We start from the raw sequence: 21,495 nt of genomic DNA on the forward strand, positions 1-21,495 counted from the left end.
TGGAGGCGATGCGCAGGGCGAAGCACTTCTTGCCGAGCAGGGCGTTGCCGCCGTAGCCGGAACCGTAGGACCAGATCTCCCGGGTTTCCGGGTAGTGCACGATGTACTTCACGTCCGGGTTGCAGGGCCAGCGGGAGTCCTTCTGGCCGGCTTCCAGGGGGGCGCCCACGGTATGGACGCAGGGCACGAACTCGCCGTCGCCGCCCAGCACGTCGAACACCGGCTTGCCCATGCGGGTCATGGTGCGCATGTTGACGACCACGTAGGGGGAATCGGTGATCTCGATGCCGATGTGGGCGATGGGGGAACCCAGGGGGCCCATGGAGAAAGGCACCACGTACATGGTGCGGCCCTTCATGCAGCCCTTGAACAGGCCGTTGAGGGTCTCGCGCATCTTGGCCGGGTCTTCCCAGTTGTTAGTGGGGCCGGCGTCTTCCTTCTTGGCGGAACAGATGTAGGTGCGGTCCTCGACCCGGGCCACGTCGGAGGGGTCGGAGAAGGCCAGGTAGGAATTCTTGCGCTTGGCCTCGTTGAGCTTGATCAGGGTGCCGGCCTCGACCATCTGGGCGCACAGGCGGTCGTACTCTTCCTGGGAACCGTCGGCCCAATAGATGGCCTCCGGCTGGGTCAGCTCAGCGATCTGGGCGACCCACTGCTTGAGCCGCTCGTGTTTCACGTAGGCGGGGGCGTTCAGTTGCACCATGGAAATGTCTCCTCGGAAAAGTGCCTGTGGCTATAAGGATGAAAAGAAGAAAGCCGGAAATGCTGGGGGGCAAAATTAATAATTATGGCCATTTCCCCGGGGCTCCGCAGCGATGCCGTTGCGCGGCAGGGCTGGTGCGGAATCGGGAGGGAAGGGCGGGGGTGGGCGTTTATGCCCGGGAGGCGGGGGGCTGCGTCAGGGGCGGCGCGGCCAGAGGTGCAGCAGAAGAGGGGGCGGAACGGCGAGGGGATCGTGCGGGCGGCGGGTATGCCACGGGTCGGTTTTCGGCCTGCTGCCGGAGTCCCGTTTTTTGCCCGGGGCGTCGCGGTGGTCTGTGGCGTGTGCGGCGTGCCCGGTGTGTGTGTCGCGGGGCAGGGGAGGCATGTGGCCGGCACGTTCCACTCCCTCGCTCCCGGCAGCGGGGCGTGGTGAAGCGGACAGTGGTTGCGAGACGACATGCTTTGGGCGAATCTGGACAGTGAGTCCGGCGCCGCTGGCGTGCTGCAGGCGGGTGCCGTCGTCACGGCCGCGCGGAGCGGGAAAGCTCGTAATTATGCCATTCCGGCCGTTTTACCGAAAGACGCCCCGAAAGACATCCGGTGAGGTGCCCTGCGTAGCGGGTGGCCGCGTGGGCGCTTGTTCTGCAATCGTATTGCTATAATCCGGAATGACAATTCATCAGGCGAAATAAAAAGACGGGCCCGGCTAGGGGGAAAACGCCTTTCCCGCCACGAAAGCCCGCCGTTTCGTTTCCACCACACCGCACCAGAGGAACTGGATCATGGATAAGGATCAACTGCGCGACGCCGCCCTGTATTACCACCGCAATCCCAAGCCCGGGAAGATTTCCGTCACGCCGACCAAGCAGCTGACCAACCAGTACGATCTTTCCATGGCCTACTCCCCGGGTGTAGCGGCCGCCTGCGAGGAAATCGTCGCCAACCCGGCCGAAGCGTCCACCGTCACTGCCCGGGCCAACCTGGTCGGGGTCATCACCAACGGCACCGCCGTGCTCGGCCTGGGCAACATCGGCCCCCTGGCCGCCAAACCGGTGATGGAAGGCAAGGGTGTGCTGTTCAAGAAGTTCGCCAACATCGATGTTTTCGACCTGGAAATCGCCCAGAACGACCCGGACCAACTGATCGAGACCATCGCCAGCCTGGAGCCCACCTTCGGCGGCATCAATCTGGAAGACATCAAGGCGCCCGAGTGCTTCTACATCGAGAAGAAGCTGCGCGAGCGGATGAAGATTCCCGTCTTCCACGACGATCAGCATGGCACCGCCATCGTGGTCGGCGCCGCCATCCTCAATGGCCTTACCTACTTGGGCAAGGACCTCAAGCAGATCAAGCTGGTCACCTCCGGCGCTGGCGCCGCCGCCCTGGCCTGCCTGGACCTGCTGGTGATGCTGGGCGTGCCGGTGGAGAACATCTGGGTCACCGACATCAAGGGCGTGGTCTATGAAGGCCGGGTCGAGGAGATGGACGAGATCAAGGCCCGCTACGCCAAGAAGACCGATGCCCGTACCCTGGGCGAGGTCATCGAAGGCGCCGACGTGTTCCTCGGCCTGTCCGCCGGCGGCGTGCTGAAGCAGGAGATGGTGGCCAAGATGGCCAAGAATCCCCTGATCCTGGCCCTGGCCAACCCGACTCCGGAAATCCTGCCGGACCTGGTGAAGGAAGTGCGGGACGACGCCATCATCGCCACCGGCCGTTCCGACTATCCGAACCAGGTCAACAACGTCCTGTGCTTCCCCTTCATCTTCCGCGGCGCCCTGGACGTGGGCGCCACCACCATCACCGAAGAGATGAAGCTGGCCGCCGTGCGAGCCATCGCCGAACTAGCCCGGGCCGAGCAGAGCGAAATCGTTGCCGCCGCCTACGGCGAAAAGGTCTCCGGCTTCGGTCCCGAGTACCTGATTCCCAAGCCCTTCGACCCCCGCCTGATCGTCAAGATCGCCCCGGCGGTGGCCCAGGCGGCTATGGATTCGGGCGTCGCCACCCGGCCGATCCGGGACTTCGACGCCTACGTGCAGAGCCTCAACGAGTTCGTCTGGCATTCCGGCCTGATCATGAAGCCGGTGTTCGCCACCGCCAAGCGCGAGCCCAAGCGCATCGCCTTCTCCGAGGGCGAGGACGAGCGCGTGCTGCGCGCCGTCCAGGTGATCCGCGAAGAGGGCATCGCCCAACCGCTCCTGATCGGCCGCCCGGCGGTGATCAACGCCCGTATCGAGGCCGCCGGCCTGCGCATCCGCGCCGGCGTCGATTTCGACATCCTCGATCCGGACAACAACCCCCGTTACGAAGACTTCTGGCGCGAGTACCACGGCCTGATGGAGCGCAAGGGCGTGTCGGTGGACTACGCCAAGCGCGAGGTGCGCCGCCGCCTGACCCTGGCCGGCTCCCTGGCGGTGCGCCTGGGCATGGCCGACGGCCTGATCTGCGGCACCTTCGGCAAGCCCGACCTGCACCGCTACTACGTCGAGAACATCATCGGCTACGCCCCGGGCGTGCAGCGCTACTCGACCATGAACCTGCTGATCCTGCCGAGCAGCACCGTGTTCATCGCCGACACCTATGTGAACTACGACCCCAGCGCCGAACAGCTCACCGACATGACCCTGCTGGCGGCAGAGGAAATCCGCCGCTTCGGCGTGGCGCCCAAGGTGGCCCTGCTGTCCCATTCCTCCTTCGGCACCGAGGATTCCCCCACCTCGCTGAAGATGCGCGAGACCCTGGGCCGGCTGCGCGAACGCGCCCCGGACCTGGAGGTGGAAGGCGAAATGCACGGCGACGCGGCCCTGGACGAGCAGATCCGCCAGCGGGTGTTCCCCAACTCCCGACTCAAGGGCTCGGCTAACCTGCTGGTGATGCCGACCCTGGACGCCGCCAACATCGCCTTCAACCTGCTCAAGGTGGCGGCCGGCGACAACCTCACGGTGGGTCCCATCATGCTCGGCACCGCCAAGCCGGTGCACATCCTGACCCCCACGGCCACGGTGCGGCGCATCGTCAACATGACCGCCCTGACGGTGGTGGATGCGGGCATGACACGCTGATACGGCGGGGAGACTGACTCAAGAAAGGGGATTAGGTTGATAGCCTATCCCCTTATTTTTCTTGATTTACCGGGTTCGGCTGATAAACTGGCGTAGAATCCTGCGCCAGCTTGTTGCCGTTGTGGCGTAGTGTTGGCGCCGTCGCACCGCACCCCGTTACAACGTACTTTTTCACCCCCGTTTTCACCCTGTTTCGACCCGGGATTGCTTCTAGTCCCGCCCCGGAGAGTACCGATGCCCGCCCCTTCTCTTCGTGCCTGGCTGTGCACCTCCCTGATGGTTTCAGTCGCCGCCCTGGCGACCCCTGCGGCTGTCCTGGCCGCGGCCGCAGATAAGGCCCCCACCCACGCCACCAAGAAAAAGGCCAAGCCGGCGGCCAAGAGCACTGCCGCCGCCAAGCCCAAGGCGGTCAAGGCCAGCGCCAAAGCCCCCGCCGCCAAGCCGGCGGTGCGCAAGCACGTGCATAAGGTTTCGATGGCCGACCCCAACGACTGGGTCGGCTCCACCCGCGCCCTGGGCCTCCAGTCCAGCGCCGCCCTGGTGCAGGACCTGACCACCGGCGAACTGGTATTCGAGAAGAACGCCGGCACGGTGGTGCCGATCGCCTCGATCACCAAGCTGATGACCGCCATGGTGGCCCTGGACGCCCAGCCCAACCTGAATGAAATCCTGACCATCAGCGAAGAGGATGTGGACACCCTCAAGGGCAGCCGTTCCCGCCTTCACGTCGGCACCCAGTTGAGCCGCGAGCAGGCCCTGCTGCTGGCCCTGATGTCCTCGGAAAACCGCGCCGCCCATTCCCTGTCGCGCCACTACCCGGGCGGCACCCCGGCCTTCGTTGCGGCCATGAACCGCAAGGCCCAGGCCCTGGGCATGACCCACACCCGCTTCGAAGATCCCACCGGCCTCACCGCCAACAACGTGTCCACCGCCCGGGATCTGGCCAAGATGGTGTCGGCGGCCCACCACTACCCCCTGATCCGCGAGTTCTCCACCACGCCGGGTTCCACCGTGGAACTGGGCGGGCGGCCCATGGCCTTCAACAACACCAACGCCCTGGTGAAGAGCGACAGCTGGGAAATCGGCCTGTCCAAGACCGGCTTCATCCAGGAAGCGGGCAAGTGCCTGGTGATGCAGGCCCACGTGGCCGGTCGCCCGGTGGCCATCGTGCTGCTCGATTCTTCCGGCAAGCTCACCCGCATCGGCGACGCCAACCGCATCAAGCGCTGGATGGAATCCAGCGCCGGCAAGGCGACCCGGGCCTGACCGGCCCAGGCTCCGGCCACTCCGTTCCAGCGAAGCCGCGGCCTTGTGCCGCGGCTTCGTCATTTCTAGACCAAGAAGGAGACATTCCCCCATGCAACGCCGCGATTTTCTCAAGAAGTCCAGCCTCGGCCTGGCCGCCGGGGCGGCCAGCGTTTCCGCCTCTGCGCCGGTTCTGGCCCAGAGCGCACCCACCATCAAGTGGCGCCTCGCCTCCAGCTACCCGAAGAGCCTGGACACCATCTACGGCGCCGGCGAAATGGTGGCCAACCGGGTGGCCCAGCTCACCGACGGCCGCTTCAAGATCCAGGTCTTCGCCGGCGGCGAGATCGTGCCGGCCTTGCAGGTGCTCGACGCCGTGCAGCAGGGCACCGTGGAGTGCGGCCACACCACCAGCTCCTTCTACGTGGGCAAGAACCGGGCGTTCGCCTTCGACACCGTGGTGCCCTTCGGCCTCACGCCGCGTCAGCAGATGGCCTGGATGTACTACGGCGGCGGGCTGCAACTGATGCGCGAGCTGTTCAAGGACTACGGCGTGGTGAACTTCCCCTGCGGCAACACCGGAGCCCAGATGGGCGGCTGGTTCCGTAAGGAGATTCACTCCCTGGCCGACCTCAAGGGCCTCAAGATGCGCATTCCCGGTCTGGGCGGCGAGGTCCTCTCCCGGCTGGGGGCGGTGCCCCAGAACATTCCGGCCGGCGACGTGTACGCCGCCCTGGAGAAGGGGGCCATCGACGCCACCGAGTGGGTCGGCCCCTACGACGACGAGAAGCTCGGCTTCTACAAGGTGGCCAAGTACTACTACGCCCCGGGCTGGTGGGAACCGTCCGCCCAGGTGACCTTGATCGTCAACGCCAAGGAATGGGAGAAGCTGCCCAAGACCTACCAGTACGCCCTGGACGTGGCCTGCGCCGAAGCCAACATGCACATGCTGGCCGAGTACGACGCCAAGAACCCCCTGGCCCTGGCCAAGCTGCTCAAGGCTGGCGTCCAGCTCAAGCGCTTTTCCACCGAGATCATGGTGGCCGCCCAGAAGGCCGCCTTCGACTTCTACAACGAAGAGGCGGCGCGTAATCCGGCCTTCAAGAAGATCTTCGTCGAGTGGGAAAAATTCCGCCGCAACGAGCAGGCCTGGTTCAGCCTCAACGACGCGGCCATCGAGCAGTTCATGTACAGCCACAACAAGTAGCCGCGCCAGGCCGCAAAAAACGACGGGCGCCCTGGGGCGCCCGTTTCGCATGGTGCTGGCGGCGGCTTACTTGCGCGGCTTGACGTAGCCCAGGGCGTGGGAGATGTCGTCGGCGGTGGTGCGCAGCAGGTCGATCCAGTCGGCGTTGTGGCGCTCGGTGGGGGCCGAGACGGACAGGCCGGCCACCAGGTGGCCTTCGTCGTCGCGCACCGGCACGGCCACGCACTTCAGGCCGACCTCGGCCTCCTCGTTGTCGAACGAGACGGCGTGGCGGCGGATCCAGTCCAGCTCCTTCTCCAGGGCGGGCAGGGAGGTGAGGGAGTGGGCGGTCTTGCCCGGCAGCCCGGTGCGCTTGGCGTAATCCTTGACCTTTTGCAGGCCGTCCTCGGCGAGGAACAGTTTGCCGGCGGAGGTGAGGTGCAGGGGCGCCCGGCCGCCGACCAGGTAAACCACCCGGATCAGGGAACGGCCGCTGGAAGTCCGCTCGATGTAGACGATTTCATCCTCGTGGCGGATGCCCAGGTTGATGCTCTCGCCGACCTGCTCGTGCAGGCTCTGCATGAAGGGCTGGGCCACTTCGCGCAGGTTGAGGCGCGATTTGACCAGGTTGCCCAGTTCGAGCAGGCGGATGCCCAGCCGGTAGGCGCCGGGATCGTGGCGCTCGACGAACCGGGAGCCGGTCATGGCGGCCAGGATGCGGTGGGCGGTGGACGGGTGCAGCCCGGTGGTCTGGGCCAGCTGCTTGAGGCTGACCGCGTCGGGAGAATCGGCCAGGGCGTCGAGGAGCGCCATCATGCGCTCGATCACCTGAATCGAATTCTTCCCTTCCTGCCTTTCGGCCATGGATGTTCTTTCCGTGAAATCTGCGGGGGGTCAAAAAAAGCGTTTGCAAGCACTGGTGCGGCTTTCCGAGGAGAGCGAAACAGTGCGCGCGGAACTATAATCGGTTTTTTGCCAAATCGGCGCGCGGCCTCCCGCTGGGGCAGGCTTGTGCGTCGCAATATTCTACCCCATGCGTGTTGCCCTCTTCGTCACCTGTCTGGTGGACCTGATGCGTCCCCGCATCGGCTTTGCCGCCCTGGACCTGCTCGAAGCCGCCGGCTGCGAGGTGACGGTTCCCGCCGCCCAGACCTGCTGCGGCCAGCCCGCCTTCAACTCCGGCGACCGCGCCCTGGCTACCCAGCTGGCGCAAAAGACCATCGCCGAGTTCGAAGGCTTCGACTACGTGGTCGCACCGTCCGGCTCCTGCGCCGACCAGGTCCGCAGCGAGTACCCGGGGTTGTTTGCCGAAGGCTCCGAGTGGCGCCGCCGCGCCGAGGCCCTGGCGCCGAAGGTGTTCGAGCTGACCGACTTCCTGGCCAACGTCCTCAAGGTCGAGGCCGTGCCCGGCCGCTTCGACGGCAGCGTCACCTATCACGACTCCTGCACCGGCCTGCGCAGCCTCAAGATCAAGTCCCAGCCCCGGGACCTGCTGGCCAAGGTGCCGGGCCTGACCCTCAGCGAAATGGAGGCCTGCGAGGAGTGCTGCGGCTTCGGCGGCACCTTCTCGATCAAGTACGGCGACGTCTCGGCGGCCATCGGCGAGCGCAAGTGCAACAACATCCGCGCCGCCGGCACCGACGCCGTGGTCGGCGGCGACCTGGGCTGCCTGCTGCACATCGAGGGCAAGCTGCGCCGCATGGGCGACGAGACCACCCGGGTGCTGCATGTGGCCGAAGTGCTGGCCGGCACCGGCAACGGCGGGGAGAACTGACCGTGGAAGTGCGCTCCATCGAATTCAAGCAGCGCGCCTCCGAGCGCGCCATCGACGGTTCCCTGCAAGGCAAGCTGAAGACCGCCAAGGGCCTCTTCGTCGGCGGCCGGGCCCGGGCCGTGGCCCGCTTCGACGCCGAGGGCGGCGACTTCGAGGCCCTGCGCGACGTCGGCCGCGGCATCCGCGACGAGGTGCTCGACAACCTGGACGTGTGGCTGGAAACCTTCGAGCGGAACGCCACCGCCCGCGGCGCCACCGTGCTGTGGGCCCGGGACGGCGCCGAGATCAGCCGCCTGGTGGTGGAGATCGCCCAGCGCCACGGGGTGAAGAAGGCCATCAAGTCCAAGTCCATGCTCTCGGAAGAAGCCGGGCTGAACGAGGCCCTGGAGGCCGTGGGCGTCGCCTCGATCGAGACCGACCTGGGCGAGTACATCATCCAGCTGGCCAAGGAGCCGCCCTCCCACATCATCGCCCCGGCCATCCACAAGAATAAGGAAGAGGTCGCCGACCTCTTCGAGCAGCACCACCACAAGCCGCGCAAGACCGAGATCGCCGAGATGACCCGGGAAGCCCGGGAGGTGCTGCGCAGCCACTTCGTCTCCGCCGACATGGGCATTACCGGCGGCAACTTCCTGGTGGCCGAAACCGGCTCGGTGGCCCTGGTGACCAACGAGGGCAACGGCCGCATGGTCACTACCATGCCCAAGGTGCACGTGGCGGTGGTGGGGGTGGAAAAGGTCATTCCCACCCTCAACGACCTGGCCGCCCTGCTGCGCCTGCTGCCCCGCTCGGCCACCGGCCAGACCATCTCCAACTACGTGTCGCTGCTCACCGGGGTCAAGTCCGAGGCCGACCGGGACGGGGCGGAGCACCTCTACTACATCCTGGTGGACAACGGCCGGGTCGGCCTGGTCGGCTCCGAATTCCAGGAGATGCTGCGCTGCATCCGCTGCGGCGCCTGCATGAACCACTGCCCGGTGTACCAGACCATCGGCGGCCACGCCTACGGCTGGGTCTACCCCGGTCCCATGGGCTCGGTGCTGACGCCCTTGTACACCGGCCTCGACAAGGCGCCGGACCTGCCCCACGCCGCCACCTTGTGCAACCAGTGCGGCGTGGTTTGCCCGGTGAAGATTCCCCTGCCCGAGCTGCTGCGCAAGCTGCGCGAAAAGCAGGTGCAGACCGGCGTCGGTACCGCCACGGCCAAGGCCGAGCGGCGCGCCCTCAAACTGTGGGGCTTCGCCGCGCGCAATCCGCGCCTGTACGCCTTCGGCGCCCGGATCGCCACCCGCTACCTGAAGTGGCTGGCCGGCGGCAAGGACCGCATCCAGGTGCTCACCATGGTGCCGGAATGGACCAAGGGCCGCGATTTCCCCGCCCCCGAGGGCAAGACCTTCCGCGAGCTGTACGCCCAGCGCGCTGCCCGCCGCCGCTGATACTCGCCACCGACACGATTCCGATCGACCGCCGCCGGCCCGGCCGGCGCCAACCACAGGCCTTTCGCATGAAGATTTCCTCCGACGCCCCCGCCCTGCCGCTCTGGATCGGCGGACGCGCCTTCCTTACCGTCACCCCCGGCTTCTACGACCTGGCCGACGCCAGCGGCCAGGTGCGCTACCGGGTGCCCCTGGGCGGCGCCGACGAGCTGGCCGAAGCGGCGGCCTCGTCCGCCCGGGCCCTGCCCGGCTGGGCAGCCACTGCGCCGGCGGAGCGGGGCGCCCGCCTCACGGCCCTGGCCGACCAGGTGGCCACCTACGCCGGACATCTGGCCAAGCTGATTGCCGAGGACACCGGTGCCGCTCCGGAGGCTGCCCAGGCCGAAGTGGCCGCCGCCGTCGCCGCCCTGCGCGCCGCGGCCGGCACCCTGGAAACCCAGGCGGAGAGCCAATCTCCAGAGGTGGTGGCCGTACTGGCAGATTCCACGCGGTGTTTCGAGGGGCTGGTGGCAAAGTCCGCGCCAGTATTGGCTTTCGGCGGGGTGGTGATTTTGAAGCCCAGTCCCCGGGGCCCCTCCGCGGCGGTGGCCCTGGCCGAGCTGTCCACCCGGGCCGGCCTGCCCGACGGGGCGGTGAACCTGGTCCACGGCGACGACGCCCTGGTGGCGGCCCTGGCCGCCTCCGGCGCGGTGGGCCGGGTGCTGTTCGCCGGGGAGGAGGCCCTGGCGGTCAAACTTCGGCAAATACTCGGCGACCGTTTGGTGGCAGGATGATTCCGTTGCCCCGGGCCGGCGCGGTGGCCTGGCCGCCCGCCCGATCCGGGGCACGATGCACATGCAGTAGTCCGTCCGTACCCGACTGTTCCCAACGCAAGGAGAAGAACATGCAGATCGATATCGGCATCACCGAGAAGGACCGCAAGAAAATCGCCGAGGGCCTTTCCAAGCTCCTCGCCGACACCTACACGCTCTACCTGAAGACCCACAACTTCCACTGGAACGTCACCGGCCCCATGTTCAACACCCTGCACCTGATGTTCGAGGCGCAGTACAACGAACTGGCTCTGGCCGTGGACCTGGTGGCCGAGCGCATCCGCTCTCTGGGCTTCCCCGCCCCGGGCACCTACTCCGAGTACGCCAAGCTGTCCTCCATCCCCGAGCCCAAGGGCGTGCCCAAGGCCGAGAAGATGATCGAGGAGCTGGTGGCCGGCCAGGAAGCCGTGGTGCGCACTGCCCGGGCGATCTTCCCGGTGGTCGACAAGGCCAGCGACGAAGCCACCGCCGACCTGCTCACCCAGCGCATCCAGCTCCACGAAAAGACCGCGTGGATGCTGCGCAGCCTGCTCGAAAAGTAATCCCGGGCTCGCCGCCATGCACCGCATCGCGTATCTCGAGCGGGAATCGATCCGGGCGGACGTGCGCCGCCCGGCGTTTCCCCACGACTGGGTGGAATATCCCCGCACCGTGCCCGCCGAGCTCGACGCCCGGCTGGCCGGCGTGACCATCGCCATCGTCAACAAGCTGCCGTTCACCGCCGAGTTGGTCGGCCGGCTGCCGGACCTGAAGATGATCGCCGTGGCCGCCACCGGCACCAACAACGTGGACCTGGCCGCCTGCCAGGCCCGCGGCATCGTCGTTTCCAACATCCGCGGCTACGCCCGCCAGACCGTGCCCGAGCACGCCCTGGCTCTGCTCATGGCCCTGTCGCGCAACTTGGTGGCCTACCGGGCCAGCGTGCAGGCCGGGCGCTGGCAGCGTTCCGACCAGTTCTGCTTCTTCGACCACCCGATCCGCGACCTGCACGGCCAGACCCTGGGCGTGATCGGCTCCGGCGACCTGGGCGACGGCTTCGCCCGCCTGGCCGAGGCCCTGGGCATGACCGTGCTCAAGGCCGAGCGCAAGGGCGCCGCCACGGTGCGTCCCGGCTACACCGCCTTCGACCGGGTGATCGCCGAGAGCGACGCCATCTCCCTGCACTGCCCCCTGACGCCGGACACCCGCCACCTGATCGGCGCGGCCGAACTGGCGGCGATGAAGCCCACGGCCCTGCTCATCAACACCGCCCGGGGCGGGTTGGTGGACGAGGCCGCCCTGGCCGCCGCCCTGCGCGCCGGCACCATCGGCGGCGCCGGTTTCGACGTCCTCAGCGAAGAGCCGCCCAAGGACGACAATCCGCTGCTGGCGCCGGACGTCCTGGCCCTGCCCAACTTCATCCTCACCCCCCACGTGGCCTGGGCCAGCGCCCCGGCCATGCAGGCCCTGGCCGATCAGCTGATCGACAACGTCGAGGCCTTCGCCCGGGGCGAGCCACGCAACCGGGTCGCCTGAGCCGAGGGGCCGCCCCGCTTGTTCCGCCTCCGTCACCGATTCTGCCGATTTTGCCTATTTCGCCTGCCGGGCCATTTCCTTTCCGCGATCCTGTCTTCATGAGCCTTACCGATCCCACCGCCCGCGCCGCTGCCCGGGACTCCATCCTTTCCCGCCTGCGCGACACCCTGGGTGCCGATTCCGCCGCCGTGGCCCGCCGCCGCGAGGCGGTCGATGCCCGCCTCGGCAAGGTGGTGGCGCCCACGGCGCCGCCCCTGGCCGATGACACGGCGGGTATGCTGGCCCGCTTCCGCAGCGAGGCCGAGCAGATGGCCTCCACCGTCGTCGAGGTGGACGGCTGGGGCGAGGTGCCGGCCGCCGTGGCAGCCTATCTGGCGGAGAAGGGGCTGGGCACGCGCGGGGTGATCGCCCCCGAACTGGCGGCCCTGCCGTGGAGTACCGCCGGCCTGGCGGTGGAGCCCCGGGAGGCCCGGGACGCCGACCTGCTCGGCATCACCGGCTGCTTCTGCGCCATCGCCGAGACCGGCACCCTGATGCTGCTTTCGGCCCCGGGCTCCCCGGCCACCGTCAGCCTGCTGCCGGAAACCCACGTGGCCCTGGTGCCCGCCTCGCGCCTGGTGCCGACCATGGAGGCCGCCTTTGCCCGCATGGGCGAGCAGGCCCCCGGCGGCCAGCCGCCCCGGGCCGTCAATTTCATTTCCGGCCCGTCCCGCACCGGCGACATCGAGCAGACCCTGGTGCTGGGCGCCCACGGCCCCTACCGGGTGCATCTGGTGCTGATCCGCGGCGCCTGATCCCGCTACCTGATCCCGACGCGGCATGCTTCGGCAGGCCGCCAACGAAAAGCCCCGGCGGGTGGTTGTCCGCCGGGGCTTTTCGTTTCCAGAGGCCGCGCGGCCAGGGTCAGATGATCGTGCCGTTGGCCGGCGCCGGGCAGGTGGTCTGGGCCGGCACCAGGTCCGGCGCCGATCCCGGGTTGAGCAGCATCAGGGCGATCGCCAGGGTGAGGGCCAGGGTGGCGCCGATGGTCAGGGCGGTGCGCAGGGTGAGGTACCAGGCGGGCAACCCCAGGCGGCGGGCCCAGATCAGGTCCACGATGAAGTGTACCCAGAACATCACCACCAGCAGGATCAGGTCGAAGCCGGCGGGCAGCACCAGGGCGACCCAGGCGCACAGGGCGGGCACCACGCTCCACACCAGCAGGCGGGTGCGGGCCTGGGGCTGGTCGGTGGCGGTCAGGGCGAAGGCCCAGTGCAGGGCACCGGCGAAGGTCAGCACCACGGCGCCGTAGCCCACCAGGGCGAACAGCAGGATGCCGCGGAACTGGTCGCCGAGCAGGGCCAGCCCCATCAGCATGGCGAAAAAGGGGAACAGCCCGCCGAATCCCAGCCAGCGCACCGCCGCGGGCATGGGCGCGGCGCTGGGGTAGGGGGCGTGACTGACGAAGGGGGCGGACATGGTCGACTCCACCGGGACGGTACCGGGATAGGGGAGAGCGGATAAAGGGGATGTGCGGTCGGAAATGGGCCGTGGCGTTGGCTTTCGGCTTGCGGCCTTTTCCGATTCTTTCTCCCATTCAGACTGGCCGCCGGAAGACAAGTTCGCCCCGGTTCCGGTTGATCGCCGTTTTTGATCTGGAGCAAATCCCGCATGTCTTTTTCCTGAAACGTCTATGACTTTCAGCTGACCGTGAGATTTGCCATGGTGGCAAATATTAAGGCGGTGCTAAGTTCCAAAACTCTCCTAAAAACAACCAGGTGTCGTCCGTGAATTCGCCGCTCCCCGTTCCCTTGCCCGAAGCGCTGAGCCCTGACGGTGTTCCGTCCGAAGTCGAGGTGCTGCAACAGTTTCGGCTGATCTTCCGCGCCGTGAAGCGCCATTTCCAGAGCGTCGAGGAAGCCTGTGGCGTGTCCGGCGCCCAGTTGTGGGCCCTGGCCCAGATTGCCGGCCAGCCCGGCATCAAGGTCGGCGAGCTGGCCAAGGCCCTGGCGGTGCACCAGACCACCGCCAGCAACCTGGTGGATCGCCTGAGCCGCGCCGGTTTCATCGAGCGGCGCCGTTCCACCCGGGACCAGCGGGTGGTGGAGCTGTACCCGTCCCACGCCGGCACCACCGCCCTGGGCAGGGCCCCCGAGCCGCTGCGCGGCGTGCTGCCCGATGCCCTGGCCGCGCTCACGCCGGCCAAGCGCCTGCAATTGTCCCTGCTGCTGTCCGAACTGACCGGCCTGATGCAGAGCCAGTCGGGCCAGGACCTCACCTCCGCCGTCACATTGGCCGGGAACGGCGACGACCTGTAAGGTCCTGCGCCCTGCATCCCGCCAGGCCGGCCGGTGCCATACCGGGCCGGCCTATTTTTTTGTCATCGTTTTTCACCCCGTCATGGGGGCGCGGCCGGGACTTTGTGTAAAAATCCCGTAAATAGAGGGAGCGCCTCCGTCCGCCGCGGCAGGGGACCGTTCCTCGGGCGCCATGCCCGTCCCGCCCCGTCCTTCCCCAGCGCTTCCCCATGACCATCGTGCCGACGACTCTCGAGATCATCGCCGCCGCCCTGTTCGCGATTGCGGTCATCCATACCTTCTCCACCAAGTTCTTCGAGCGGCTGGCCCACGCCCAGCCGCGCCATGCCGGCATCTGGCACCTGCTCGGCGAGGTGGAGGCGGTGTTCGGCTTCTGGGCCATGGTGCTGGTGGTGGTGCTGGCCTTCCACGAAGGCTGGCACGAGGCGGTGGCCTACCTGGACGGCCAGGACTTCACCGAGCCCCTGTTCGTCTTCGTCATCATGGTGATCGCCGCCAGCCGGCCGATCCTGCGCTTCGCCTCCTGGTGCGTGAAGGTCAACGCCAGCCTGCTGCCCATGCCGCGGCAGATGGCCTTCTATTTCGTGGTGCTGTCCCTGGTGCCGTTGCTCGGCTCCTTCATCACCGAACCGGCGGCCATGACCCTGGCGGCCTTCATGCTGCGTGACCGCTTCTACGCCCAAGGCATCTCCAACCGGCTCAAGTACGCCACCATCGGCGTGCTGTTCGTCAACGTTTCCATCGGCGGCACCCTCACGCCCTACGCTGCGCCGCCGGTGCTGATGGTGGCCTCCAAGTGGAACTGGGACCTGGCCCACATGTTCATTCACTTCGGCTGGAAGGCCTGGCTGGCGGTGGTGGTCAACGCCCTGGCGGCGACCCTGCTGTTCGCCGGCGAACTGCGCAAGGTGGCGGCGCCGGTCCAGAAGGACAGCGACGAGCCGATGCCCCTGGCGATGGTCGTCCTGCACCTCCTGTTCCTCGCCGGCGTGGTGCTGACCGCCCACCACCCCAAGGTGTTCATGGGCCTGTTCCTGTTCTTCCTCGGCATCGCCCAGGCCTACAAGCGCCACCACGACCGGCTGATCCTGCGCGAGGGCCTGATGGTGGCCTTCTTCCTGGCTGGCCTGGTGGCCCTGGGGGGCATGCAGAAGTGGTGGCTCCAGGAAGTGCTTGCCGGACTTTCGCCGGTGGCCCTGTACTACGGCTCCACCGCCCTGACCGCCATCACCGATAACGCCGCCCTGACTTACCTGGGCTCCCTGGTGGATGGGGTGAACGATGCCTACAAGTACGCCCTGGTGGCCGGCGCGGTCACTGGCGGCGGCCTGACCATCATCGCCAACGCGCCCAACCCGGCGGGGTTCTCGATCCTCAAGGGCCACTTCCACGACGAGTCGGTGCACCCCCTCGGCCTGTTCCTGGCCGCGCTGCCGCCGACCCTCGTCGCCATCGTCGCCTTCCAGCTGCTGTAAGGAACGGCGGTGGAAAGCCTGCGCGGCGCCCTGATCCTTCTATCGGTGGGGGTGCTGTTCGTTACCTTCACCCTGCGGCTGCGCTTGCCGCCCCTGCTCGCCTACCTGGCGGCCGGCATCCTGGTCGGCCCCCACGGCCTTGCCCTGATTCCGGAAAACCACCAGATCGACGTGCTGGCCGAGCTGGGGGTGGTGTTCCTGATGTTCTCGATCGGGCTGGAATTCAGCCTGGGCAAGCTCAAGGCCATGCACCGGCTGGTGTTCGGCCTGGGCGGCGGCCAGGTCATCCTGACCCTGGTTGGCACCGTGGCGGTGGCCCGCTTCTTCTACCACCAGGGCTGGCGCGAGGGCGTGGCCGTGGGGGCGGCGGTGGCCATGTCGTCCACCGCCATCGTCAGCAAGCTGCTGTCCGAGCGGCTGGAGCTGCACTCCGACGCCGGCCGCCAGACCATGGCGGTGCTGCTCTTCCAGGACCTGGCGGTGGTGCCCCTGCTGATCACCCTGCCGGCCCTGGCCACCAAGACTTCCGGCCTGATCGCCTCCCTCTCCCTGGCCATGCTCCAGGCCGGGCTGGTGCTGGTGGCGATGATCTTTCTCGGCCAGAAGCTGATGCACCGCTGGTTCGACGCCGTGGTGCGCCAGCGCTCTCCCGAGCTGTTCATGCTCAACGTGCTGTGGATCGTCGTCGGCCTGTCCTTTCTCACCGCCGCCGCCGGCCTGTCCCTGGCCCTGGGCGCCTTCGTCGGTGGCATGCTGATTTCGGAGACCATGTACCGGCACCAGGTGGAAGCCGACATCCGGCCCTTCCGCGACGTGCTGCTCGGCCTGTTCTTCATCACCCTGGGCATGCAGCTCGACCTGGCCTTCGTCGCCCAGTCCATCGGCAGTGTGGTGATCGCCCTGGCCCTGCTGATCCTCGGCAAGGGCGGGGTGGTGCTGCTGCTCTGCGCGACGATGCGCAACTCCACCGATACGGCGGTGCGCACCGCCATTCAGCTCGCCCAGGGCGGCGAGTTCGGCTTCGTGCTGCTCACCCTGGGCCTCGACCTGCACCTGGTGCCCGGCGACGTCTTCCAGGTGACCACGGCGGCCCTGTTGCTCTCCATGTTCCTCGCCCCCTTCCTGATCGCCCGGGCGGGCCGGCTGGGCAAGCGCCTGTCGGCCAAGGACTTCGCCCAGCGCGCCAAGATGGTCCAGGACGTGGCGGCCCGGGCCATGGACGTGGAGAACCACGTCATCGTCTGCGGCTTCGGCCGCAGCGGCCAGACCATCGCCCGCTTCCTTGAGGCCGAGGACATTCCCTTCATCGCCCTGGACGTGGACCCGGTGTGCATCGAGCAGGCCCAGAAGGCCGGCGAGCGGGTGGTGTTCGGCAACGCCGACCGGCTCGAAGTGCTGATGGCCGCCGGCCTGCAACGGGCCCGGGCGGTGGTGATCACCTACAACGACTTGTCCGCCACCGAGAAGGTCCTCTTCCACACCCGGGACGCCCGTCCCGACATGCCGGTGGTGGTGCGCTCCGCCGACGATTCCCACATCGACCACCTGAAGTCCCTGGGGGCCACCGAGGTGATCCCGGAAGTGCTCGAAGGCGGGTTGATGATGGCCGCCCAGACCCTGGCCGAGCTGGGGGTGCCGGTGGAGCGGGCGGTGGGCCAGGTGCGCGCCGCCCGGGCCGAGCGCTACGGCAAGCTGAAGAGCTACTACCGGGGCGAGAAGGACCGCATGAAGCGCTTGGCCGAGGAAAAGAGCGTGTTCGTGGTGGAGGCCGGCAGCGCTACCGTGGGCCGCGCCCTGGGCGAGGTGATGCCCGCCGGCAGCCCGGTGCGGGTCGAGCGGGTCAAGCGCGGCGAGGTGCGCATCGACAACCCGGCCGCCGACCTGGCCCTGGAAGGGGGCGACGTGCTGCTTCTGTCAGGCCCGCCAGAGGCCCTGCTGCGCCTGGAAAAGCAGTTGGCCGCCGGTTGATCGGTAGCTAGCCGCGTTGCGGCTCCGCAGCGGGGTGCAAGCCGGCGGGCGCGTATTCCCTTGCGTAGAATCCGGGGATTGCGCCGAACTTTTCCATCCGCCCTGCCATGCGTCTGACCTTGCACCAACTCCGCCTCTTCGCCGCCGTGGCCCAGGAGGGCAGCATCTCCCGGGCGGCGGAGCGGCTTTGCCTGACCCAGCCCACCCTGTCGGCCCAGCTGCGCCAGCTCACCGACCAGGTGGGGTTGCCCCTCTACGAGGTGATCGGGCGCCGCCTTCATCTCACCGAGGCCGGCGAGGTGCTGCTGGCCAGCGCCGACGAAGTGGCCGGCACCCTGGAGCGCCTGGAAGAAGAGATCGCCGCCCGGCGCGGTTTGACCCAGGGGCGCCTGAAACTGGCGGTGGTGAGTACCGCCGAGTACTTCATGCCACGCCTGCTGGGCGAATTCCGCCAGCGCCACCCCCGGGTGGAAGTGGCATTGGCGGTGCAGAACCGGGCGGCGTTGATCGAGCGCTTGAAGGACAACGCCGACGACCTGTACGTGATGAGTTCGCCCCCGGAGCAGCCGCCGGTGCGGCGCCAGCCTTTCCTGGCCAATCCCCTGGTGGCCCTGGCGCCCCGGGCCCACCCCTGGGTGGGGCGGCGCCTCACCCTGGCCGATCTGGCGGAAGAGGAATTCATCCAGCGCGAGGCCGGCTCCGGCACCCGGCTGGCGGTGGATTCGTTTCTCGCCGAGCGGGGCGTGCGCCTCGACGCCCGGCTCGAACTGGGTAGCAACGAGGCCATCAAGCAGGCGGTGGCCGGCCGCCTGGGGCTGGCCATCCTATCGCGTCACGCCCTGGGCCCCCGGCCGGACGAATCCGGGGTGGCGGTGCTGGACGTGGCGGAACTGCCCATCCCCAGCCGCTGGCACGTGGTCTACCCCGAGGGCAAGCAGCTCTCGCCCCTGGCCCGGGCCTTCCTGGACTTTCTCAACGAACGGGCGCCGGAACTGGCGCGCAGCGTGGAGGCGGCCTGAGTCACACGATGCTTAGGCTGCCGGGCGCAAACCCGGCGCAGGCGGCGTAGACGCAACAAGGGCGCGGGTCTCCCGGGAGGCCCGCGCCCTTTCTCGGCCCGGGTCGGTCAAGCCCGGAAGGCGCCCACCGTCTGGCGCAGGGAACCGGCCAGTTGCCCCAGGGCACTGGCCGAATCTTCGGCGCTCTTCACCATTGCGGCGTTTTCCTCGGCCATCTGGGCGATGGCCTCCACGTTGCGGGCGATCTCGCTGGCGGCGGTGCTCTGCTCGGCCAGGGCCGAGGAAATCTCGCCGATCACTGCCAGCACCCGGTCCGACCCGGCGCGGATCTGGCCGATGGCATCGCCGGCCTGACGGGCTTCCACCACCCCTTCCTCGACCTGGCTGACGCCCACCTCGATGCTGGCCACCGCGTCCCGGGTGCCGTCCTGGATGCGGGTCACGGTGTCGGCGATCTGGCTGGTGGATTGGCTGGTGCGCTCGGCCAGCTTGCGCACTTCGTCGGCCACCACGGCGAAGCCGCGGCCGGCCTCGCCGGCCCGGGCGGCTTCGATGGCGGCGTTCAGGGCCAGCAGGTTGGTCTGGTCGGCGATGTCGCGGATCACCGTCACCACCTGGGACACTTCCTGAGACTGCTCGCCGAGCTGCTGCACGATGGTCGCGGCGTTCTTCACCGTGTCGGCCACGCGCACGATGTCGCCCAAGGCGGCCTCGATCACCTGGCTGCCCTCGTCCGCCAGGCGGCGCGATTCCTCGGCCAGCTCCCGGGCCTCGCCGGCGTTGTCGGCCAGGGTGCGCACGCTCACGGTCATTTCCTCCACCGAGGCGGCGATGGCCGACGAGGCTTCGCTTTGCTTGGCGGCCCCGGTGGACACTTCGCCCGCCGCCAGGGTTACCTGGCCGGCGGCGCCGGTCACCGCGTCGGCATCGCCGTGGATGCGGCCCACCAGTTCGCGCAGCCGTTCCTGCATCACCTTCACCGACGCCAGCAGGCTGGAACGGTCGCCATTGCGCAGGGCCAGGGGCTGGGTCAGGTCGCCGTCGGCGATGCGTCCCACCACCTGGCGCACCTCGGCCGGCTCGGCGCCCAGGTTGGCGAGCAGTTGGCGGATGATCAGGGTGGCGACGGCGGCGGCCACCAGCGCCCCCAGGGCGCTGATGGCCACGAGCACGGCGATCTGGTGCCGGACGGCGGTTTCGGCGTCGCTGCCGAAGCGGGTGGCCTGGGCTTCCTCGTAGTTCACCAGGTCGCGGGTCTTGGCCACGTAGGCCTCCTGAAGGAAGCGGGTTTCCCTGAAGAGCAGGTCGTAGGCTTCCTCGCGCTTGCCGCTGCGGACCAGGCCGAGGTAGCGGCCCTCGGAATCCATATAGGGCTGGCGGGCGGCCTGGAGGGCTGCGAACAGGGTCCGTTCTTCGTCGCTGCCGATGGCCGCTTCCAGCCTGGCGATCTGGCCGGCGGTGGAATCCCGGTATTTCTCGACCTGGGCGATCTCGCTGTCGATTTCTTCTTTTTGCGTGAACACCAGGATCGAACGGGTGTGGCGGGCCCGCTGCAGCAGGTCGGTGATGATCTCGTTGGCGATCGCCGTTTTCACCTGGTACTCACCGACGATGGTGTGGATGTCGTTGGCCAGGGCGCGCATGTTGAGGATGGCGAAGGTGCTGGCGGCGGCCAGCAGCAAGATGATCAGGGAAAAACCGCCGATGAGGCGGGCTTTTACCGAGAGGTTCTGCATTGCGGTTTCCTTGTTGTTTATGGGATGGTGAATCCGTTGGTTCTATTTTTGTTTTTGTCAGGTATCTGACATTGATATTCTATTTTACTCATTTAATAGGTCATTTTTTCTATTTCTACTGATTTAACGATTGCTTTTCATTTGTCGAATTGCATTCATTGCGAATGGTTATTTCAGATGGGTAAACTAAATCTGTTGGCCGTGGCGTGTGCGGGTTTTTTCGCGGACGAAGGGGCGGGAACGCCAGGAGTGGAGGCGGTGCGGGGAATGGCGGTGGTCCGAATGACCTAAAACAGTGGAGAAATGTCTACGCTGATTGATAAACTGGGTTTTCCACCCAACGGAGTAGAACAATGAAAATCGCATTCATCGGTCTGGGCATCATGGGCCGCCCCATGGCACTCAATCTGCTCAAGGCCGGCCACGACGTCACCGTGTGGGCGCGCCGCGCCGAATCCATGGCGCCCCTCGCCGAGGCCGGCGCCAAGATCGCCGCCAGCGCGGCCGAGGCCGTGGGTGGCGCCGAGGTGGCCATCTCGATGGTGGCCGATGCCCCCGACGTGGAACAGGTGATGCTCGGCGAAAACGGCGTCGCCGCCGGGGCCGAGGCCGCCGGACGGCGCGACCTGGTGGCGGTGGACATGAGCACCATCGCCCCTTCCGCTGCCAAGGCCATCGGCGAGAAGCTGGCCGCCCGGGGCGTGGATTTCCTCGATGCGCCGGTGTCCGGCGGCGATGTGGGGGCCATTGCCGGCACCCTGTCGATCATGGTGGGCGGCTCCGAAGCCGGTTTTGCCAAGGCCAGGCCGGCCTTCGAGGCCATGGGCAAGACCGTGGTGCATGTGGGTGCGTCCGGCGCCGGGCAGATCACCAAAGCCTGCAACCAGATACTCACCGGCGTCCACGTCATGGCTACCGCCGAGGCCTTTTCCCTGGCCCGCCGTGCCGGCGTCGATCCCTACAAGGTGCGCGAGGCCCTGATGGGCGGCTCGGCCTACAGCCGGATTCTGGAAAACCACGGCAAGCGCATGCTCGACGGCAATTTCAAGCCCGGCTTCAAGGCCTGGATGCACCAGAAGGACCTGAACATTGTCATGAAGAGCGCCCACGAACTGGGTCTGTGCCTGCCAAGCACCGCCGCTACCGCCCAGATGTTCAACGCCCTGGTGGGGGCCGGTTACGGTGAGGACGATTCGGTGCGTGCCCTGACCCTGCTGGAGACGCTCTCCGGCAGCAACTAACGCCAAAGGAGGCGGGGCGGCCCCGGTCCG

The 21,495-nt window shown here is 67.6% G+C and carries 17 protein-coding genes and 1 pseudogene; 14 read left to right on the forward strand and 4 right to left on the reverse strand.

Features of this window, described 5'->3' with window-relative positions; genetic code table 11:
- A pseudogene (locus tag LWW89_RS14510) lies at window positions 1–703 on the reverse strand (phosphoenolpyruvate carboxykinase); the annotation flags it as partial.
- Between the two features lie 781 nt (window positions 704–1,484).
- Between LWW89_RS14510 and LWW89_RS14515 the strand changes: the two are divergent.
- From LWW89_RS14515 to LWW89_RS14525, 3 genes are all read left to right on the forward strand, one after another.
- On the forward strand, window positions 1,485–3,761 hold the full coding sequence (locus LWW89_RS14515) for an NADP-dependent malic enzyme (protein WP_293265397.1): 2,277 nt from the start codon (window positions 1,485–1,487) through the stop codon (window positions 3,759–3,761).
- A 234-nt stretch (window positions 3,762–3,995) separates the two neighbouring features.
- The gene (pbpG, locus tag LWW89_RS14520; protein WP_293265399.1) at window positions 3,996–5,027 is read left to right on the forward strand and encodes a D-alanyl-D-alanine endopeptidase; all 1,032 of its coding nucleotides are present in this window, start codon (window positions 3,996–3,998) and stop codon (window positions 5,025–5,027) included.
- 91 nt (window positions 5,028–5,118) lie between these two features.
- Complete coding sequence (locus LWW89_RS14525) at window positions 5,119–6,213, forward strand: TRAP transporter substrate-binding protein (RefSeq protein ID WP_293265401.1); 1,095 nt, start codon at window positions 5,119–5,121, stop codon at window positions 6,211–6,213.
- 66 nt (window positions 6,214–6,279) lie between these two features.
- Here the strand turns inward: LWW89_RS14525 and LWW89_RS14530 are convergent, their stop codons facing one another.
- Window positions 6,280–7,056, reverse strand: a complete 777-nt coding sequence (locus LWW89_RS14530; RefSeq protein WP_293265403.1) for an IclR family transcriptional regulator — start codon at window positions 7,054–7,056, stop codon at window positions 6,280–6,282.
- A gap of 169 nt (window positions 7,057–7,225) precedes the next feature.
- Here LWW89_RS14530 and LWW89_RS14535 point away from each other — a divergent pair, with 169 nt between their 5' ends.
- The 6 genes from LWW89_RS14535 (at window position 7,226) to LWW89_RS14560 (ending at window position 12,523) form a co-directional block, all read left to right on the forward strand.
- A complete protein-coding gene (locus tag LWW89_RS14535; RefSeq protein ID WP_293265405.1) occupies window positions 7,226–7,966 on the forward strand; it encodes a (Fe-S)-binding protein in 741 nt (246 codons plus the stop codon).
- Between the two features lie 2 nt (window positions 7,967–7,968).
- Window positions 7,969–9,402 carry a LutB/LldF family L-lactate oxidation iron-sulfur protein gene (locus tag LWW89_RS14540; protein WP_293265407.1) on the forward strand — a complete coding sequence of 478 codons (1,434 nt, stop codon included), beginning with the start codon at window positions 7,969–7,971 and terminating at the stop codon, window positions 9,400–9,402.
- A 68-nt stretch (window positions 9,403–9,470) separates the two neighbouring features.
- Window positions 9,471–10,175 carry an aldehyde dehydrogenase family protein gene (locus tag LWW89_RS14545; RefSeq protein WP_293265409.1) on the forward strand — a complete coding sequence of 235 codons (705 nt, stop codon included), beginning with the start codon at window positions 9,471–9,473 and terminating at the stop codon, window positions 10,173–10,175.
- A 110-nt stretch (window positions 10,176–10,285) separates the two neighbouring features.
- Complete coding sequence (locus tag LWW89_RS14550; RefSeq protein ID WP_293265411.1) at window positions 10,286–10,756, forward strand: Dps family protein; 471 nt, start codon at window positions 10,286–10,288, stop codon at window positions 10,754–10,756.
- Between the two features lie 16 nt (window positions 10,757–10,772).
- Window positions 10,773–11,729, forward strand: a complete 957-nt coding sequence (locus LWW89_RS14555; protein WP_293265413.1) for a D-2-hydroxyacid dehydrogenase — start codon at window positions 10,773–10,775, stop codon at window positions 11,727–11,729.
- A 98-nt stretch (window positions 11,730–11,827) separates the two neighbouring features.
- Complete coding sequence (locus tag LWW89_RS14560) at window positions 11,828–12,523, forward strand: lactate utilization protein (protein WP_293265415.1); 696 nt, start codon at window positions 11,828–11,830, stop codon at window positions 12,521–12,523.
- A 109-nt stretch (window positions 12,524–12,632) separates the two neighbouring features.
- On the opposite strand, the gene LWW89_RS14565 is transcribed toward LWW89_RS14560, so the two are convergent.
- A complete protein-coding gene (locus tag LWW89_RS14565; protein ID WP_293265417.1) occupies window positions 12,633–13,187 on the reverse strand; it encodes a DUF3429 domain-containing protein in 555 nt (184 codons plus the stop codon).
- Between the two features lie 308 nt (window positions 13,188–13,495).
- Here LWW89_RS14565 and LWW89_RS14570 point away from each other — a divergent pair, with 308 nt between their 5' ends.
- The 4 genes from LWW89_RS14570 (at window position 13,496) to LWW89_RS14585 (ending at window position 18,488) form a co-directional block, all read left to right on the forward strand.
- A complete protein-coding gene (locus LWW89_RS14570) occupies window positions 13,496–14,026 on the forward strand; it encodes a MarR family transcriptional regulator (protein WP_293265419.1) in 531 nt (176 codons plus the stop codon).
- A gap of 209 nt (window positions 14,027–14,235) precedes the next feature.
- Window positions 14,236–15,501, forward strand: a complete 1,266-nt coding sequence (locus LWW89_RS14575; protein ID WP_293265421.1) for a putative Na+/H+ antiporter — start codon at window positions 14,236–14,238, stop codon at window positions 15,499–15,501.
- A gap of 9 nt (window positions 15,502–15,510) precedes the next feature.
- A complete protein-coding gene (locus LWW89_RS14580; RefSeq protein ID WP_293265423.1) occupies window positions 15,511–17,469 on the forward strand; it encodes a cation:proton antiporter in 1,959 nt (652 codons plus the stop codon).
- A 107-nt stretch (window positions 17,470–17,576) separates the two neighbouring features.
- Window positions 17,577–18,488, forward strand: coding sequence for a LysR family transcriptional regulator (locus LWW89_RS14585; RefSeq protein ID WP_293265425.1), 912 nt, complete (start codon window positions 17,577–17,579; stop codon window positions 18,486–18,488).
- 107 nt (window positions 18,489–18,595) lie between these two features.
- On the opposite strand, the gene LWW89_RS14590 is transcribed toward LWW89_RS14585, so the two are convergent.
- A complete protein-coding gene (locus LWW89_RS14590) occupies window positions 18,596–20,224 on the reverse strand; it encodes a methyl-accepting chemotaxis protein (protein ID WP_293265427.1) in 1,629 nt (542 codons plus the stop codon).
- A 353-nt stretch (window positions 20,225–20,577) separates the two neighbouring features.
- On the opposite strand from LWW89_RS14590, the gene LWW89_RS14595 reads away from it, so the two are divergent.
- Complete coding sequence (locus tag LWW89_RS14595; RefSeq protein WP_293265429.1) at window positions 20,578–21,465, forward strand: NAD(P)-dependent oxidoreductase; 888 nt, start codon at window positions 20,578–20,580, stop codon at window positions 21,463–21,465.
- The last annotated feature ends 30 nt before the right edge of the window (window positions 21,466–21,495 follow it).

The sequence above is a fragment of the Oryzomicrobium sp. genome (assembly GCF_021287045.1).
GTDB lineage: Bacteria > Pseudomonadota > Gammaproteobacteria > Burkholderiales > Rhodocyclaceae > Oryzomicrobium.

What these genes read in the sequence shown, in the direction of transcription:
- pbpG (WP_293265399.1), top strand. Translation starts at nt 3,996, where the DNA reads ATGCCCGCCCCTTCTCTTCGTGCCTGGCTGTGCACCTCCCTGATGGTT.
- LWW89_RS14590 (WP_293265427.1), bottom strand. Translation starts at nt 20,224, where the DNA reads ATGCAGAACCTCTCGGTAAAAGCCCGCCTCATCGGCGGTTTTTCCCTG.
- LWW89_RS14545 (WP_293265409.1), top strand. Translation starts at nt 9,471, where the DNA reads ATGAAGATTTCCTCCGACGCCCCCGCCCTGCCGCTCTGGATCGGCGGA.
- LWW89_RS14555 (WP_293265413.1), top strand. Translation starts at nt 10,773, where the DNA reads ATGCACCGCATCGCGTATCTCGAGCGGGAATCGATCCGGGCGGACGTG.
- LWW89_RS14535 (WP_293265405.1), top strand. Translation starts at nt 7,226, where the DNA reads ATGCGTGTTGCCCTCTTCGTCACCTGTCTGGTGGACCTGATGCGTCCC.
- LWW89_RS14550 (WP_293265411.1), top strand. Translation starts at nt 10,286, where the DNA reads ATGCAGATCGATATCGGCATCACCGAGAAGGACCGCAAGAAAATCGCC.
- LWW89_RS14515 (WP_293265397.1), top strand. Translation starts at nt 1,485, where the DNA reads ATGGATAAGGATCAACTGCGCGACGCCGCCCTGTATTACCACCGCAAT.
- LWW89_RS14560 (WP_293265415.1), top strand. Translation starts at nt 11,828, where the DNA reads ATGAGCCTTACCGATCCCACCGCCCGCGCCGCTGCCCGGGACTCCATC.
- LWW89_RS14565 (WP_293265417.1), bottom strand. Translation starts at nt 13,187, where the DNA reads ATGTCCGCCCCCTTCGTCAGTCACGCCCCCTACCCCAGCGCCGCGCCC.
- LWW89_RS14525 (WP_293265401.1), top strand. Translation starts at nt 5,119, where the DNA reads ATGCAACGCCGCGATTTTCTCAAGAAGTCCAGCCTCGGCCTGGCCGCC.
- LWW89_RS14575 (WP_293265421.1), top strand. Translation starts at nt 14,236, where the DNA reads ATGACCATCGTGCCGACGACTCTCGAGATCATCGCCGCCGCCCTGTTC.
- LWW89_RS14595 (WP_293265429.1), top strand. Translation starts at nt 20,578, where the DNA reads ATGAAAATCGCATTCATCGGTCTGGGCATCATGGGCCGCCCCATGGCA.
- LWW89_RS14530 (WP_293265403.1), bottom strand. Translation starts at nt 7,056, where the DNA reads ATGGCCGAAAGGCAGGAAGGGAAGAATTCGATTCAGGTGATCGAGCGC.
- LWW89_RS14585 (WP_293265425.1), top strand. Translation starts at nt 17,577, where the DNA reads ATGCGTCTGACCTTGCACCAACTCCGCCTCTTCGCCGCCGTGGCCCAG.